The organism is Raoultibacter phocaeensis, assembly GCF_901411515.1.
GTDB classification, from domain to species: Bacteria; Actinomycetota; Coriobacteriia; order Coriobacteriales; family Eggerthellaceae; genus Raoultibacter; species Raoultibacter phocaeensis.
The window spans coordinates 1,191,492-1,206,772 of sequence record NZ_CABDUX010000001.1; the positions used below are offsets into that span (position 1 = coordinate 1,191,492).

Here is a 15,281-nt window from a genome sequence, read left to right on the forward strand (position 1 = left end):
AGTGCCCCGAAGGTTCCGGTGAGGTGGCGTTCGCCTATGCAGGTGCTGGCGCGATCGATGCTGCGATGTCATCGCAGGGGATCATCGGCGAGGCGGGCGAGCGGTTCTTTCGCAAGCGCAGCCTGTTCGTGGTCGGGCTGTTTTTGCTGTTCGTGGGACTCAACGCGCTTGCAGGCAGCTACGTCGGCTTCGATCCGGTCGCTTCGATCGTGGATATACCGGCCGGTATCGTATGGATGGCAACGAACTTCATTCCGACAGCCGACTCCTTCGCCAAGCTCGGGCAAATCCTCTCGTCGCTCGGTTCCACGATTCTCGTATCGATCGCGGCAAGCTGCACGGCGGCCCTCATCGCCTTCGTGTTCGCCGTGCTCGGCTCGCGCTCGGTCGGCATCGGCGGACCGGTGTCGGTTGTCGTGCGCGGGATCGCGTCGCTCTTCCGCAACATTCCAGTGGTGGCATGGGCATTCGTCCTCTTGTTCTCGTTCAAGCAAAGCGAGTTCACCGGGTTCTTCGCCCTGTTCCTCACGAGCTTCGGGTACTTGACCCGCTGTTATCTCGAGAGCATCGACGAGGTGAGCGCTGGCGCAGTCGAAGCGCTCCGTGCGACGGGTGCGGGTTATGCGCAGATCGTCGTGCAGGCGGTCATCCCAATGACGATCACGTCGGTCATCAGCTGGGTCTTGTACATGATCGAGACGAACATCCGCGATGCAACGCTCATCGGCATCCTGACGGGAACGGGCATCGGATTTTTGTTCGACCTGTTCTACAAGAGCTTCCGCTACGACGTTGCCGGCCTGGTCATCTTGGCAATCGTCGTTGCTGTGATCGCATGCGAGGCGCTTTCGAACTACGTGAGGAGGCAGATCATATGACGGAAACGGCGCTCGCATCGATCGGGTCCGATGCAACCCGCGCGATGCGCTTCACCCGTTCGGGAAAGATCAAAACGCGCAGGATGAGCAAGCAGAACGCCGTGGTAGCCGTGGTGCTCGGCGCGTTGGCGGCCCTGACGGTGTTCGCGCTCGTCACGATGAACTACGGCAAGGTCGCGTTCTTCGCTGCGCTTGCGCAGGCATGCGAAGATTTCCTCATCATGATGCTGCAACCGGGGCTTGCGGGGCATTTCACGCTTGCCGATGTGGTGACGGGATTGTTCGTGTCGCTCGCGCTCGCGGTGCTTACCACGTTCATCGGCGCAGTCATCGCGTTCGTCCTGAGCCTGCTTGCAGCGGTCAACCTGTCGAACAAGGCGCTCAGCAACGCGATCAAGGCGCTCATGTCACTCTTCCGTGCCGTGCCGACGATTCTCTGGGTCCTCGTGTTCACGGTGGCTATCGGGCTCGGGCCCGAAGCGGCGGTGATCGGCCTTCTGTTCCACAGCATCGCTTACCTGGTAAAGGCGTATTCGGAGAGCTTCGAGGAAATCGACAAGGGGTCGCTCGAAGCGCTTCGCGCATGCGGAGCCTCGTGGTGGCAAACCGTGTTCGCGGCTGTTGTACCCGAGAAGGCGAGCGAGATGCTCTCGTGGACGTTCATCAGGTTCGAGATCAACTTCGTGAACGCGGTGGCCGTAGGCGCGGTTGCCGGGGCGGGCGGCATCGGCTACCAGCTGTTTTTGGCGGGAAGCTTCTACTACAACATCCATGAGGTGGGGCTCATCGTCTATCTGTGCCTTGCGGTGGCCGTCGTACTTGAAATCATTGCGACGAGGTTGCGCCGTCGCTACATCGTCAATTCGTAAATACCTGAGCTGAAGGGCGGTAGTGTGAATCGGTATGAAAGAACGCGAGTGCTCGTCGAAGGTGACGGAGCGCTTGCCCAGGAGATAGCGGCCGAGGTCGAAGAGGCCTGCGAGGTCAAAGTCCTCGATGCGCCGCGCGAGGAGTTGGTGATGGTGAAGGTGCGCGAAAGCTCCCGCAACAGCCTGTTCTACCTCGGCGAAGCGCTCATGTGCTCGTGCCGCGTACGGATCGGCGATGCCATGGGCTTCGGATACGTGCTCGGCAGCAAACGAAACGCAGCGTACAACTTGGCGGTCGTCGATGCGGCGTATCGCTCGGAGCGCCCATTCGAGGGCAAGCAGCGGTGGGAGCAGCGCATCGAGAAGGAGGCCCGACGCCTGTACGAGCGGCAGTTGAAAAGCCAGGCGCTCGTAGAGCGCACACGCGTCGATTTCTCCACGATGGACGGTGGTGTGCAGTGAGCGCTTCGAAACGCGAGATACTGCGCATGCAGCGTGCGTTTAGGGCAGCACTGAGCGCAATGGCTCGTCCGGGGACCGTGACGAGGATGCCGCTTTTTGCCGAGAACGAAGGCGAAGGTGACGTGCGCTATCCGGCTGTGTCGGCCTCGCTTGCGACCCTGATCGATCTGTTCGTCGATCAGGCGACCACGGTTGCGGTTGCGTCCGATATGCCGGCGCTCGAGCAGGCGCTTGCCGCCGAAACCCATGCGCACGCACGCCCGGCCGACCGCGCGGCGTTCGTCGTGGTGCCGAAGGCAGCCGGGGAAGCGTGTGCAGAGGATGCGGTTTCGAAGGCTGCGGGCGGCACGTTCGAATCACCCGAAACGGGAGCAACCGTGCTCATCGAGTGCGACCGCATCGCATCCGACGGAGAAGCGCAGCGCGCTTTCGGTTCGGACGCGGCGCACCGTGCTTCCGCTTACGACGCTTCGGAAGAACCCGAGCTTATCTGGGTGTCGGTCGAGGGCCCCGGCGTCAAGGATTCCCATACCTTCGGCGTCGATCGCATCGAGTGGGTGTGGGCTCGCAACCGTCGCGAAGACGAGTTTCCCTGCGGGATCGACATCATCCTGACCGATCCTTCCGGTCGCGTGGTTGCCCTTCCGCGTACCTCGTTCGTTTCGCTTCGGGCAGGAAAGGAGGCGCAGTAATGGGGTACGTAGCGGTACGAGGCGGTCAAGAGGCCATCGAAGAAAGCCAGATCCTGCTCGAATGGCAACGGGTCCACACGACGAAAAGCGTGGACGTCGAAACCATACAGGCGGTTTTTCCCGATCTGATCGATCAGGTCATGGGTGAGAGCTCGCTGTACGCGCCCGAACTTGCGGCCCTTGCATTGAAGCAGGCGCAGGGCTCTCCCGAAGAGGCGGTGTTTCTGCTGCGGGCATTTCGTTCCACTCTTGAGCGACCGTACGTGAGCAGAGCCGTCGAGACTCGTTTCATGCAGGTCGACCGACGCATCTCGGCGGCTTTCAAGGACGTTCCCGGTGGCCAGATTCTCGGTGCAACGCGCGACTACAGCCATCGCCTCATCGATTTCAATCTGCGTGAGGAAGACGATGATTCGCTGCGCGAGGCCAAAAAGCGTCTGAAGCGCACGTGGAAGAAGCAAGCGCTCGAAGAGGCCGAGCTGGCGTCTGCGCGGCGCGAAGACGCAGCAGAAACCAGCGGATCGCTTCCCAAGGTCGCCGAGTACGTGCGCAGCGAAGGTCTGCTCGCAACGTATGCGTGCGACGATACCGAACCGGTCGACGTGACGATGGAACCCCTTGTGTTTCCCGCGCCCCGCTCGGCGCGGCTCCAAACGCTTGCGCGCGGCATGACGCAGGCGGTCAATGCGCTCGGCTATGCGGCCATTCGCGGGTTCGGCCCCGCGCACCCCACCGTTGCAGAGCTGCGCCACGGCCTCGTGGAGATCGCTCTCGATTCTCCGCTTTGCTCGGGAAATCCCGAGGAAGCCTACTACGTGGGATCGATGCCGGTGACCGAGGTGGAAAGCCTGTTTGAATCGCATGAGAAAAAGGGTGACGGCACCGAAGAGCTGAGCTTCGATGTGGGATACGGCATGGTCATGGGCGGTGCGGAAACGAAAGCGATTGCGATGAGCGTGCTCGACAACTGTCTCACGCAAGGCGATAAGCGATTCCCGACCCAAGATGAGGAGTTCGTGCTGTATCACGTCGACGGCATCGAGGCGACCGGCTTCATCTCGCACCTCAAGCTTCCCCACTACGTGACGTTTCAATCGAAGCTCTCAAGCGTGCGCAAAACACGGGAGCCCGCATCGGCTGCGGTGCGTGCGGCAGAAAGTGCGAGGTAGAACCATGGATCAGCTATACAACTTCGCCTTTTTCGACGAGGCATCGAAACGCGAGATCAGGCGTGCGATTATGAAGGGCATTGCCATCCCGGGCTATCAGGTTCCCTTCGCTTCGCGCGAAATGCCGATCGGCCGCGGATGGGGAACAGGGGGCTTGCAGGTTACGCTTGCCCTCATCGGCGAGAACGACGTGCTCAAGGTGATCGACCAGGGCTCCGACGAAAGCGTGAACGCGGTCAACATCAAGAAACTCGTGTGCGCCACGACCGATGTCGAGACGACCTCCGAAACCACGCGGGCGAGCATCATCCAATCGCGCCATCGCATTCCCGAAGAGCCTTTGAGCGAAAACCAGATCCTCGTGTTGCAGGTGCCCACCCCCGAACCTCTGCGTGAGTTCGAGCCGAGCGAAGCCAAGACTCGCACGCTGCATGCCGAAGCGGATTACACGGGCGCGTGGCTCGGGCTGTTCGATCAGATCGTGCGGTTCGGTACGACCACGACCGGAGCCGACCACCCCGTGAAGGTGAACGGACGCTACATCATGGCACCATCGCCGATACCGCGCTTCGACACGCTCAAGCTGCACATGAGCGAGCATCTCACGCTGCTCGGCGCGGGGCGCGAGAAGAAGATATACGCCGTACCCCCGTATACGACCGTCGAGCCGCTCGACTTCGCGGACTACTCGTTTTCGGTTGAAAGCTTTGCCGGCGCATCGTGCGCTCGCTGCGGCGCGACCGACACGTATCTTGACGAGCTGGTGGACGAAGGCACGGGAGAAACGTATTACTGCTGCAACGATACCGCCTGGTGCACCGCGCGGGCGAAACGCGCGAGCGAGGGAGGCGTGCTATGACGACGAGCGTACGTACAAAAACCGGCGAAGCAATTGCGATACCGAAGCAGGAAACGCGTCCCATGCGCCCGCTTCTGCCTCGCGTAAGCGTGCGGGCCAAGCGCATGACCGAAGCGCCGTGCATCGCAGTCGAACATCTGTCGCGCCGATTCGGCGAGGGGTGCGCGTACTGCGCCGATCCGCAGGCGAAGCTCGAGCGGAACCTGTGCCCGCAATGCGGAACCGTACATGCGGTGCGCGATGTGAGTCTCGAGCTGTACCCAGGTGAGATCGTGGGAATCGTGGGCGAATCGGGAAGCGGCAAATCGACGCTCATGCAATGCTTGTACTTCGACCAGGAGGCGAGCGCGGGCGATATCCGGGTGCAGCCCTACGACAAGGGAGCGCGCAACATTCTCGGCTTGTCGTCCCAGGAGAAACGGCGCATCAGAAACACCATGTTCGGCATGGTGTATCAAAACCCGTATCTGGGCCTGCGCATGGAGTATTCGTCGCTCTCGAACATCGCCGAGCAGCTCATCGCCTCGGGCGACCGCAGCGTTTCGCACATGTGCGAGCGCGGCGAAGACTTACTCGACCGTGTCAACATTCCGAAGCGCCGCAAGACCGATCCGCCGAAGCAGTTCTCGGGCGGCATGCAGCAGCGCGTCCAGATTGCCAAAGCGCTCTCGAACAACCCCCCGATTCTTCTGCTCGACGAGGTGACGACTGGACTTGACCTTTCGGTGCAGGCGAACGTGCTCGATCTCATCCAGCAGATTCGCCGCGATCTCAACGTGAGTATGCTCGTGGTGAGCCACGACCTCGCCGTCGTGCGCATGCTCGCCGATCGCACCGTCGTCATGCTCGACGGGCGCATCATCGAAGCCGGGCTGACCGACCAGATACTCGAAGATCCCCAGCACGCCTATACCCAGCAGCTGGTGTACTCGCTGCTGTGATTGCGATGCGGCGCAGAAAGCGTCGCATCGCATACCAACGAGAACGACCGCAACAGAAAGAAGGAACCGAATCGTGAACGACGAAACCCTTATCATATCCGGCGGTACCGTGGTGTGCGAGCATGCTGTGCTGCCCGACCACGACGTGTACGTGAGAAACGGCCGCATCGCCGCTATCAGGCCGAGCGCGCATGCGAGCGCCCGCACGGTGCGTGGCGGCGCTGGCGCTTCGACGGACGCGCCGTCGCATGCCGGCGAACCTGCTTTGGGCGCAAACCTTCCTGCCCAGCAGCGCGATCTTGTCGACTCGGCGCAAACCATCATCGACGAGGCGCTCAGCGCCGAAGCGGCAGGCGGCGAAGCTCTGGCGTCAATGCCGATGATCGTCGATGCGCGCGGTGCCTACGTTGCGCCGGGCATGGTCGATGTGCACTCCGATTACATCGAAAGCGTGGCGAGCCCCCGTCCAAGCGTTGTCATGGACTTCCGCACTTCGCTTGTCGAGGCGGACCGCGAGCTTGCGGCGCACGGTATCACGACGATGTTCCACTCGCTTTCGGTGTACCGGACCTCGGTGTTCGATCACAAGCCCATCCGCAACTTCGAAAACGTGATCAAGCTCATCGACGAGGTGTCGCGTGCGAAGCGTGCCGAAGAGCACAACCATCTCATCCGTCATCGTCTCCACGTGCGCGTCGAGCTCGATTCGGTCGATCGCTACGACGAGATCAAGCGGCTTGTCGAAGCGGGCCGCGTGGATATGCTCTCGTTCATGGACCACACCCCCGGCCAAGGGCAGTACTCCGATCTCGCGCTGTTCGGCGAGACGCTCAAAGGCTACCGCGACCTGACGAACGAAGACGTGGCCGAAATCATTGAGCTGCAGCAGAAAAGCGACAAGCTCACGCTGGGGCAGATGGCCGAGCTCGCACGCCTTGCCCATGCGAAGGGCATCGCCGTTTCCTCGCATGACGACGATTCGTGTGCAAAGCTCGATTGCATGGAAACGCTCGGCGTGGCCGTCTCCGAGTTTCCGATCACGCTCGATGTGGCCGAAAGCGCCCGCGCACGCGGCATGCATACGCTTGCTGGAGCGCCCAACGTCGTGATGGGGCGTTCGCATTCGGGCAACCTTTCCGCGCGTGAAGCGGTGGCGGCGGGCGCGATCGACATGCTGTGCAGCGATTATTATCCTGCCGCGCTGCTCAAAGCCGTGTTCGTGCTTCATCGTGCAGCAAAGCTCGATCTTGCCGAGGCGTTCGCGCTCGTGTCTGCTCATCCCGCGAAAGCGGCGGGCATCGACGACGAGATCGGGTCGATCGCGGTCGGCAAGCGCGCCGATCTGATCATGGTGAGGGAACTTCCCGTTTCGGAAGAGATGTCGGCGAACGCAGTGCCAGTCGTCACCGATGCGTTTGTCGGCGGACGCTGCATTCACCGAAGCCGCTATCCGCTCTTTTCCGAGCGCGCATGCGAATCGCTCGATTTCGCTGCCGACCGGTATGCGGCTGAGCAGGCGATTGCCCACGATGATGCTGCCCAAACGCACATCGAGAACGTGCAGGTGGCTCGATGACGGCGCTTGCGGAGGCGGTGGCGGTCGCAACGCAAGGCCGGGCTTTGCGGGAGGCCGCAGGTTTGCCCGAAGAACATGCGGGCAGAAGACAGGCGGCAGACGATTCGGTTCCGCTGCTCAAAATCAGCGGGCTTGCCAAATCCTTCACGCTCCATGCGGTTGATCGGCACATCAGGGGATGCGCCGACATCGATTTGACCATCATGCCGGGCGAGTTCGTCGGCATTACGGGCAAGAGCGGCAGCGGAAAATCGACGATCCTGCGCTGCATCTACCGGACGAACCTGCCCGAATCGGGGTCGATCCTCTACGATTCCGCAGCGTTTGGCAGGCTCGATTTGGCCCAGGCGACGCAGCGGCAGGTGATCTATCTGCGAACCCATGAAATCGGATACGTATCGCAGTTTTTAAGCGTGCTGCCGAGACGCAGCGCCTATGATATCGTGATGCAGAGCGCGATCGAGACGTACGGGTGCAACGCCCAGGCGAAGTGCCGCCGCGAGACCGAAGCGATGCTGCACCATTTCGACATCGGCGAAGATCTGTGGGACGTGTATCCGCGGACGTTCTCGGGCGGCGAGAAGCTCAGGCTCAACATAGCGGCGGCGATGATCAAGGAGCCGCGGCTGCTTTTGCTCGACGAGCCGACCGCTTCGCTCGACAACGCATCGAAGGTAAAGGTGCGCGAGCTCATCGAGCGGCTGAAGGATCGGGGCACGACCATGCTCGGCATCTTCCACGACCTCGAATTCATGGAAGGCCTGTGCGACAAGGAGTTCAATATGCAGGAAGGTGCGATGGTATGAACGCGCATGCGGGCGCTTCGGAAACCGAAGAGTTGCTCACCTACCTCGAGCGCGCGAATTCGGCGACGATCTGCGCCGATCTTCACGTGCACACGACGGTATCGGACGGCTCGGATACGTTTTCCGAAGTGCTCGCTCAGGCGGCGATGCGCCATATTACGCATGTCGCGTTCACAAACCACGACACCACGTGCGGTCTCGACGCTGCGATCGATCTCGGCGAAGCGTACGGTGTCGAGGTGATCGGCGGCGTGGAGATAAGCGCATGGGATGCAGCGCGCAAGCGCAAGGTGCACGTGCTCGGTTTGGGGCTTACAAGCGCCTCGCCCGCTGTCGAGGCGCTCTGCGCTCCCGTGCTGAAACGGCGCAGCGAGAATTCGCAGTGGCAGCTCGATCGCATGCTCGAGGCTGGGTATGCCGTCGATGCCGATCGGGTCCATGAGCACGCGCTCGCTTCGACGGCACTCTACAAGCAGCATCTCATGGCAGCGCTTACGAGCGAGCCGTACGGATCGGATGCATACCAGACGCTGTACCGCATGCTTTTCAAGGGCAGCGGCATTTGCGCGCGCGACATCGAGTACGTAGATGCATGCGATGCCGTAGCTGCGATCGTGGAAGACGGTGGCGTTGCCGTGCTCGCACATCCCGGCCAGCTCGACAGCTATGCCATCGCCGACGACCTCGTAGCGTGCGGGTTGCGCGGTATCGAGAAGTACCATCCCGATCACGGGCTGAAAGATTGGGCTGCGTGCGCGATGCTGGCCGACCGCTACGATCTCGTGTGCACGGGTGGATCAGACTACCACGGCCGCTTCGGCAGGATACCGCACCTTGGGTTTCGGGGATAGACCGGTAGGATGGGCTGCGGCAACGGGGACTCGCTGCCGCAGCTCGCTTGCAGCTTTCCGACCATTCAGTATAAAATACGAACATATGTTTCACGTGAAACATCGCATATGTTTCGTGTATCCGCAGGTATCTCTGCTTTGCCTCTGTCGACATGCCGGAATTCATGGTATCATGCTATAAGCATGAACTTTCATGCTAAAAGGAGGATACTATGCCCGCTTTACAGGTGAAGGACTTTCCGAGCGACTTGTACGAGGAGCTTCGGGAGTGCGCGGCGGCGCAGGATCGCAACATATCTCAGCAAACAGTTCACGTGCTGCGCGAATATCTGCGCGCTTACCGGCGGGGAGGCAATTCGGCCACGTGGACAGTGCGCCCTGCCGTCGAGCAGCCCGAAGCGCCGACGCGTGCGAAGAGCCGTGCCGAGGAAACGGCCGAAGAGCGCATCGCGCGCCGAAAAAAGGTGTTCGAAGAGATTGACGCTATGCCGAAATTCGAGGTGCCCGATGGTTTTCCCGAGCCAGCCGAGTTGATCCGTCAGATGCGCGAAGAGCGCACCGAGCAGATCATGTCCGCATTAACTCCCTTCCAATGATCGTCTTAGATTGCAGCGCAGCGGTGGAGATGGTGCGAGGTACGGCGCTCGGCCTCGGATTCCGTTGCTTGCTTCTGAAAAACGAGCACGTTGTCGCATCTGATATGTTTCGCGCAGAAGCGCGCAATGCGTTTTGGAAATACGTGCGCGTAGGGTTGCTGCCCATCGAACAGGCTGAAACTCTCATTGGGAAAGCTCTTGCCCTCGTAGACGAATTCGTCCCCCTCGAAGAAAACGCTGCGGAGTCGTTCGCCGAAGCCGTTCGGCAGGATCATCCGGTGTACGATCTGTTCTACGCAACGCTTGCCCGCCGCAATGCGGCCACGTTGTTCTCTGCTGACAAAAAGCTTGTTGCCCTCTGCGAGCGGATGGGTATCAACTGCGTGTGCGAGGTGGAGTTTTAGACCTGCGACCTCAGAAGTTCTTCGGTATACTAGGTGCCGATCGAAAACCGAGGTACGGGAGTGCTCATGCGATTCGTGTCATGGAACGTCAACGGCTTGCGCGCCGTCATGAAAAAAGGCTTCGAAGAGATTGTAGCCGAGCTGAACGCCGATATCTTCGCATTGCAGGAAACGAAGCTGCAGGCGGGGCAGGTCGAGCTCGATTTGCCCGGGTACCACGATTTTTGGAGCTACGCCGAGCGCAAAGGGTATTCGGGCACGGCGGTGTTCGCTAAAGAGGAGCCGTTGCAGTCCATCCACGGGCTCGGCATGCCGTATCTCGATACCGAGGGCCGTGTGGTCGCACTCGAGTTCCCGGAATTCTGGTTCGTCGATGTCTACACCCCGAATGCCCAAAACGAACTCGCTCGCATCGATCACCGCATGGAGTGGGACGATGCGTTCCGCGAGTTCTGCAAAGGGCTGGAGCTCGGAAGCCTGCCTGCAGGTGCGCAGGCAGCCGCCCCGAAGCCCGTTGTCATGTGCGGCGATTTCAACGTAGCTCATCAGGAGATCGACCTCAAGAACCCCGGCCCCAACCACGGCAACGCCGGGTTCTCCGACGAGGAGCGCGGCAAGTTCACCGAGCTTATCGATGCGGGCTTCACCGATACGTTCCGCCACATCCATCCCGATCTTACGGGCGCATACTCATGGTGGAGCTATCGGTTCAACGCCCGCGCCAACAACGCGGGGTGGCGTATCGACTACTTTCTTGTGAGCGACGAACTCGTCCCTCACGTTCGGGCCGCCACCATCTACAACGAAGTGTTCGGAAGCGACCACTGCCCAGTCGCCCTCGATTTGGACATCTAGACAGGGAGCAATGTCGCCCGACTGCGGCGCTTTGCCGTCGTTGGGCGACATCGCTGTCCGTCAACCGCCGCTAAACGACAGTTCTTTTTTTCAAGAACTGAATATAGCCTGTTCGTACATTTTGAATCATGCAAATGTGCTGAAAAAATGTCGCCTAACGACGGTTGACGGACAAACGAAGCGCCCCAAAACCGAAAGCGGGCTCCCGTTCTAAACGGCTGGATGGCGAAAAGCAACCAGTGCTTTTCGCCATCCTTAATTCGAACTACGCGAGATCCTCCGCGAGCACCGTGCCGAGCAGCAGGCCGGAGCCGGCGGCGGGAACGATGTCCTCGGTGCCGGCGGTGCATCCGGCGGCGTAGAGGTTGGGAATCGGGTTGCCGTCGGCATCGACAACTTCCATGCGGTCGCTCACCGCAAGGCCGCCGCAGCTCTTGTAGCGCACGGGAACGTTGCGCAGGAAGTAGTACGGGGGAACGAGCTTCTGGAGGAAGAGGGTTTTGCCGAACTCGGGGTCTTCCTGGTTGTCGCAGATGGTGTCGTAGTTGTCGAAAGCGGCTTGGACGGTCTCAAGCGCCATGCCCATCTTCTCGGCGAGCTCTTCGATGGAGTCAGCCGTCTGGATGGCATCTCCCGCATGGGTGATGACTTCTTGGTCGATGCCGTTTTGAGCCGTGCCGTCCCAAATGCTGTACCACTCGTTGTAGCCGGCCGCAAGGCACCCAGTGGCGGCGTTGTGCACGGCGGTTTCGCAGTAGAAGCGCTTGCCGTTTGGAAGCAGGCCGATCAGCGGGTAAAACGTGGCGAGCATGTGACCCGCCTCGTACATCGGATTGAGGTTGCTCGAGGCCATCATGCCCGAAAGCGTGCCGCCCGCGGCAACGCCCGCGGCGATGGTATCGCCCTTGCGGCCGGAAACGATGTTGCCGATGAATGCCCATTCGGGTGCGTACTTCACCATCCATTCCTGGTTGGAAATGTAGCCGCCGCCAGCCAGAACCACGGCTTTAGCCTTAATGTCGACGATGGAGCCGTCCTTAGAGGTGAAACGCCCGCCTGCGATCGTGCCGGCCTCATCGGTGATGAGGGTCTTGAAGGTGGTCTCGAACAGGTACTCGGCTCCGGCTTCGGTGACCTTCTCGTTCATGAGCTCGAATTCGTCCTTCATGGTGCAGAGACCGTTCTTCGGGAAGAACGCCTGATGATACGGACTCTCGCGAAGTTCTTGGAACTCGTATCCCCAATCGTAGTGCATGGTGTCGATGAACTTGCCACCCCAGGTTTGGAGCAGTACCGTGCGCTCGAGACCCGCTTCGTTGCCCTCGTAGTACGGGGCAAACTTCTCGCGGATCTGATCGGCGCTCGAATACTTGTCGGGTCGCTCTTCCTTCGTGAGTTCGGCGGTGGTGCACATCTGGCAAGCTGCGGAATAGATGGCATCTCCGCCGTAGGTGCCGTTCTGCTCGACGATAAGGACGCTCTTGCCCGCTTTCGCAGGGTCGATGGAAGCGAGCATGCCCGAAATGCCGGCGCCGACGATAAGGACGTCGACCTCTTTGCTGAAGTTCACGTTCGCATCCCCGATGGCCATAGCGGATGCCGCAGGTGCGCTGTCTCCGTCTTTCGCGGAAGCGTTCTCGGACGAGCACCCGACGGTAACTCCCCCCGCGATGGCTGCCAAGGCACCGGCCGTGCCGAGCGCGCAGAATTGACGACGATTGATATTCATCCTGTTCTCCTTTTCTTTGTTTGTTGCATTCCCCTCAGCTCCCGTTTTCGGAAGCTGCATCGGTTATTTGCTCTCGAGCCCCCTTAGCGAGGCCGGGCGCGGGCGGGTCTGATTGCTCCCGAGCCCGTTGCGAGAGGTCGGGTGCGGCCGGGCCTGATGCGGCGCTGGTGCTTACTTCGCTTGCGCAAGCGCTGCCTCGACGGCCTTCATGACACCGCCGGAGGTCATGGTCGCACCGGACACGCCGTCTATCTCAGGCGATTGGGCTTCTTCGATCTGGGCCTTGAACGTACCGTCTTCGATGGCTTCCTTGCCGCCGACGCCAGCGGTTTCTGCCGATCCGGTGAGCTCGTCGACCGTTATGACGCCGTCGGCTACGGTAAGCGTCACGGTGATGGGGCCGTGCATGCCTTTGCCTTCGCCCTCGTACGTGCCGTCTTTGTAGGTGCTCTTGGGAGCCTCCTGCTTGGAGTCGCCGCCTGAAGCGTTGGTGTTTTGGCTGGATTCGACACCCGCCTCCGGCTGCTCCGACGTTGCATCGGCGTTGGGGCTGCAGCCTGCAAGCAGGGGGCTCACCGACATCGCAAGGCAACATGCGGCAAAGGCTATCTGCCTTTTCATGGACATCATCCTTTCTTGTTGTTTCCCGTTATTCCCTCTGCGCCTAGGGTTGGTGCTCGGGCTTCGAGGCCGTGTCCCGGGCTCCCGTAGGCCCACGACCGTTTAGAAGCCTGCTCGGTCTTCATATCCCATCTCGGCGCTGCGGACGACCGCTCGGTCCGACCGCCCGTATTTAAGCGAGTTCGTTGGAGTAACGTCAATCAGCTGTGTGAGGTATTCCCAAAAACAGTGTGGTAGCGTTGAGGTATCGATGAGGTAGGGCGCAATATCCGCACGTCGCAAGCCCATACGAAAAAACGAAGTGCCCGTGCCGCTTGGCATTTTGAGGTACTATGTACGCAGTCGGCGGTGAGGCGGATGCAATGCGGGCGAAACGGTTGGGTGCCGTTTTTGCCGGACGCCGTTCGGCGGCAAGGGTGTACGATCCTTGGATGGGAGGATTATGGTCGAAGCGGCTACCGTGCAGGATGCCCGCCCAATGGGCGCTCTGCCTGCCCCTACCTTCGCCTTGCTCGTGTGCGGGCTCGGCCTGTACATGGGATGGCAAACGGTCGGCATTTCTCCCACGCTGTTCCCTCAGCCTCAGATCAGAAGCGCCGGAGCGCTCGAGGTGGCGAACTATCTGCAAACCGCGTTGTTTCTCGCGTTGCTTCTCGCGCTCTCGTGGTTCGTCCGCAAACGCGGCAGTCTGTTTTCCCGCACGTCGATCATCTGCGCAGCAGCGTTGCTCACCTGTGTGTCTACCGCATGCACGTACGTATGCGGCTGGGTGTTCGACCTGCCTGTCGGGGCGGTGCTGGGTACCGTGTGCGAAGCGTCGAAGGCCGCGTTTCTTTTGCTGTGGGCCGAATGTTTATGCCGGGTGCGTTTTCGCGATACGCTTCTGTGCGTATCCTTGTCGTATGCGGTAGTGTTCGCGCTGTGCCTGCTGGTGGCGGGCTTGAAGCCCATGCCTGCTCTGATCACGCATTCGGTGCTCCCCTTGCTTTCGGGATGCGCGCTTCTCGTGCTGCGCAGCGACCGTTCGTTCTACGCGTTGCAGGGCGCTCAGCCGCAAGGAGCGAAAGCCCTGCCCCGCCTGCCGTGGAGACTCTTCCTCGGCGTGGGGCTTTTCGGCGCGGTTAACCTGTTCGTCAATACCTTTTCCGAATCGAAATCTCCTGCAACCGCCGAGCTGAACACGCTTCTGGCGGGGCTCGCCGTCTCCCTCTGCATCGCCGCTGTCGCAACGCGTCGCAGCGACAAGTTCGATTTCACGGGTTTGTACCGCATGCTCACGCCGCTCACCATTGCAAGCGTGATCCTCGTCCTTACGCTTGAAAGCGGCAATCAGCAGTACGAGGCGTTCGTGATCGGGGTCAGCTGGGTGTTCTTCCGGATATTCAGCTGGACGCTGTGGTGCAGCATAGCTCTGCGCTCGCATGCTCCGGCTGCCTGCGTTTTTGCAGTCGGGCAGTTTACGCTGACCACGTGCAGCACCGCGGCACAAGTTGTATGCGATGCCGTGCTGCCCGTGGCAAACATACCGTTTCCCGTGTTGATATCGGCGATTCTCGCACTCGCCGTATGCACCTCCGCGTTCATCATGAGCGAAAGCGATGTCAGCCGCTTCTTCGGGAAGCGCAAGGCTTCGAAGAAGAAAGCCGAGGATTCGGAAGAATCGCTTCGGCACTGCATCCGGTGCGCCGCCCAGGAATACGGGCTGTCGAAGCGCGAAGAGGAGATAGCCGAGCTGGTGATGAAGGACAAGAACAACGCCGTCATCCAAGAGCGACTGTGCATCACCGAAAGTACGCTGCGCACGCACTTGCGCAACATGTACGGCAAAACGTCGGTGCACAGCCGCCAAGAACTCATCGGACTGTTGCGCTCGTACCTCGAAGACGACGTCTGATCGTCCTCGGCACCGTCGGATCGCTCCGAAAGGGAGTCTTTCGATCCCGGAGTCGGTGGGTCTCTGTGCTTGCTCGGCA

The 15,281-nt window shown here is 60.7% G+C and carries 16 protein-coding genes; 14 read left to right on the forward strand and 2 right to left on the reverse strand.

Going from position 1 to position 15,281, the window contains the following annotated elements; genetic code table 11:
• Positions 1–23: 23 nt before the first annotated feature.
• The 13 genes from FJE54_RS04685 to FJE54_RS04745 all read left to right on the forward strand — a co-directional run bounded on the left by FJE54_RS04685 (position 24) and on the right by FJE54_RS04745 (position 10,958).
• Complete coding sequence (locus FJE54_RS04685) at positions 24–878, forward strand: PhnE/PtxC family ABC transporter permease (RefSeq protein WP_255467218.1); 855 nt, start codon at positions 24–26, stop codon at positions 876–878.
• Positions 875–1,747, forward strand: coding sequence for a PhnE/PtxC family ABC transporter permease (locus tag FJE54_RS04690; protein ID WP_255467219.1), 873 nt, complete (start codon positions 875–877; stop codon positions 1,745–1,747). The genes FJE54_RS04685 and FJE54_RS04690 overlap by 4 nt, the downstream gene beginning before the upstream one ends.
• 48 nt (positions 1,748–1,795) lie before the next feature.
• The gene (gene phnG / locus FJE54_RS04695; protein WP_439653127.1) at positions 1,796–2,209 is read left to right on the forward strand and encodes a phosphonate C-P lyase system protein PhnG; all 414 of its coding nucleotides are present in this window, start codon (positions 1,796–1,798) and stop codon (positions 2,207–2,209) included.
• Positions 2,206–2,901, forward strand: a complete 696-nt coding sequence (gene phnH, locus FJE54_RS04700) for a phosphonate C-P lyase system protein PhnH (RefSeq protein WP_139651571.1) — start codon at positions 2,206–2,208, stop codon at positions 2,899–2,901. The genes phnG and phnH overlap by 4 nt, the downstream gene beginning before the upstream one ends.
• A complete protein-coding gene (locus FJE54_RS04705; protein WP_139651572.1) occupies positions 2,901–4,070 on the forward strand; it encodes a carbon-phosphorus lyase complex subunit PhnI in 1,170 nt (389 codons plus the stop codon). Before phnH ends, FJE54_RS04705 begins: the two co-directional genes overlap by 1 nt.
• A gap of 4 nt (positions 4,071–4,074) precedes the next feature.
• On the forward strand, positions 4,075–4,929 hold the full coding sequence (locus tag FJE54_RS04710; protein WP_139651573.1) for an alpha-D-ribose 1-methylphosphonate 5-phosphate C-P-lyase PhnJ: 855 nt from the start codon (positions 4,075–4,077) through the stop codon (positions 4,927–4,929).
• Entirely contained in the window at positions 4,926–5,870 is a 945-nt protein-coding gene (locus FJE54_RS04715) for an ATP-binding cassette domain-containing protein (RefSeq protein WP_255467220.1), read from the forward strand. Before FJE54_RS04710 ends, FJE54_RS04715 begins: the two co-directional genes overlap by 4 nt.
• Positions 5,871–5,943: 73 nt before the next feature.
• Positions 5,944–7,446: an alpha-D-ribose 1-methylphosphonate 5-triphosphate diphosphatase gene (locus tag FJE54_RS04720; protein ID WP_255467221.1), complete on the forward strand. Its 1,503-nt coding sequence runs from the start codon at positions 5,944–5,946 to the stop codon at positions 7,444–7,446.
• Positions 7,443–8,252, forward strand: coding sequence for a phosphonate C-P lyase system protein PhnL (locus FJE54_RS04725; protein ID WP_139651574.1), 810 nt, complete (start codon positions 7,443–7,445; stop codon positions 8,250–8,252). Before FJE54_RS04720 ends, FJE54_RS04725 begins: the two co-directional genes overlap by 4 nt.
• Complete coding sequence (locus tag FJE54_RS04730; RefSeq protein WP_255467222.1) at positions 8,249–9,103, forward strand: PHP domain-containing protein; 855 nt, start codon at positions 8,249–8,251, stop codon at positions 9,101–9,103. The genes FJE54_RS04725 and FJE54_RS04730 overlap by 4 nt, the downstream gene beginning before the upstream one ends.
• 212 nt (positions 9,104–9,315) lie before the next feature.
• The gene (locus FJE54_RS04735) at positions 9,316–9,699 is read left to right on the forward strand and encodes a hypothetical protein (protein WP_139651575.1); all 384 of its coding nucleotides are present in this window, start codon (positions 9,316–9,318) and stop codon (positions 9,697–9,699) included.
• Complete coding sequence (locus FJE54_RS04740) at positions 9,696–10,103, forward strand: type II toxin-antitoxin system VapC family toxin (RefSeq protein ID WP_369406383.1); 408 nt, start codon at positions 9,696–9,698, stop codon at positions 10,101–10,103. The genes FJE54_RS04735 and FJE54_RS04740 overlap by 4 nt, the downstream gene beginning before the upstream one ends.
• Before the next feature lie 66 nt (positions 10,104–10,169).
• Complete coding sequence (locus FJE54_RS04745; RefSeq protein WP_139651576.1) at positions 10,170–10,958, forward strand: exodeoxyribonuclease III; 789 nt, start codon at positions 10,170–10,172, stop codon at positions 10,956–10,958.
• A gap of 265 nt (positions 10,959–11,223) precedes the next feature.
• On the opposite strand, the gene FJE54_RS04750 is transcribed toward FJE54_RS04745, so the two are convergent.
• A complete protein-coding gene (locus FJE54_RS04750) occupies positions 11,224–12,687 on the reverse strand; it encodes an FAD-dependent oxidoreductase (protein WP_180326568.1) in 1,464 nt (487 codons plus the stop codon).
• Between the two features lie 171 nt (positions 12,688–12,858).
• Positions 12,859–13,308 carry an FMN-binding protein gene (locus FJE54_RS04755; protein WP_255467223.1) on the reverse strand — a complete coding sequence of 150 codons (450 nt, stop codon included), beginning with the start codon at positions 13,306–13,308 and terminating at the stop codon, positions 12,859–12,861.
• 427 nt (positions 13,309–13,735) lie between these two features.
• On the opposite strand from FJE54_RS04755, the gene FJE54_RS04760 reads away from it, so the two are divergent.
• On the forward strand, positions 13,736–15,202 hold the full coding sequence (locus FJE54_RS04760; protein ID WP_139651578.1) for a helix-turn-helix transcriptional regulator: 1,467 nt from the start codon (positions 13,736–13,738) through the stop codon (positions 15,200–15,202).
• Positions 15,203–15,281 lie beyond the last annotated feature (79 nt).

Coding starts and splice junctions, on each gene's coding strand:
- FJE54_RS04745 (WP_139651576.1), top strand. CDS start 10,170: ATGCGATTCGTGTCATGGAACGTCAACGGCTTGCGCGCCGTCATGAAA.
- FJE54_RS04730 (WP_255467222.1), top strand. CDS start 8,249: ATGAACGCGCATGCGGGCGCTTCGGAAACCGAAGAGTTGCTCACCTAC.
- FJE54_RS04755 (WP_255467223.1), bottom strand. CDS start 13,308: ATGAAAAGGCAGATAGCCTTTGCCGCATGTTGCCTTGCGATGTCGGTG.
- FJE54_RS04715 (WP_255467220.1), top strand. CDS start 4,926: ATGACGACGAGCGTACGTACAAAAACCGGCGAAGCAATTGCGATACCG.
- FJE54_RS04690 (WP_255467219.1), top strand. CDS start 875: ATGACGGAAACGGCGCTCGCATCGATCGGGTCCGATGCAACCCGCGCG.
- FJE54_RS04725 (WP_139651574.1), top strand. CDS start 7,443: ATGACGGCGCTTGCGGAGGCGGTGGCGGTCGCAACGCAAGGCCGGGCT.
- FJE54_RS04735 (WP_139651575.1), top strand. CDS start 9,316: ATGCCCGCTTTACAGGTGAAGGACTTTCCGAGCGACTTGTACGAGGAG.
- FJE54_RS04705 (WP_139651572.1), top strand. CDS start 2,901: ATGGGGTACGTAGCGGTACGAGGCGGTCAAGAGGCCATCGAAGAAAGC.
- FJE54_RS04740 (WP_369406383.1), top strand. CDS start 9,696: ATGATCGTCTTAGATTGCAGCGCAGCGGTGGAGATGGTGCGAGGTACG.
- FJE54_RS04710 (WP_139651573.1), top strand. CDS start 4,075: ATGGATCAGCTATACAACTTCGCCTTTTTCGACGAGGCATCGAAACGC.
- FJE54_RS04750 (WP_180326568.1), bottom strand. CDS start 12,687: ATGAATATCAATCGTCGTCAATTCTGCGCGCTCGGCACGGCCGGTGCC.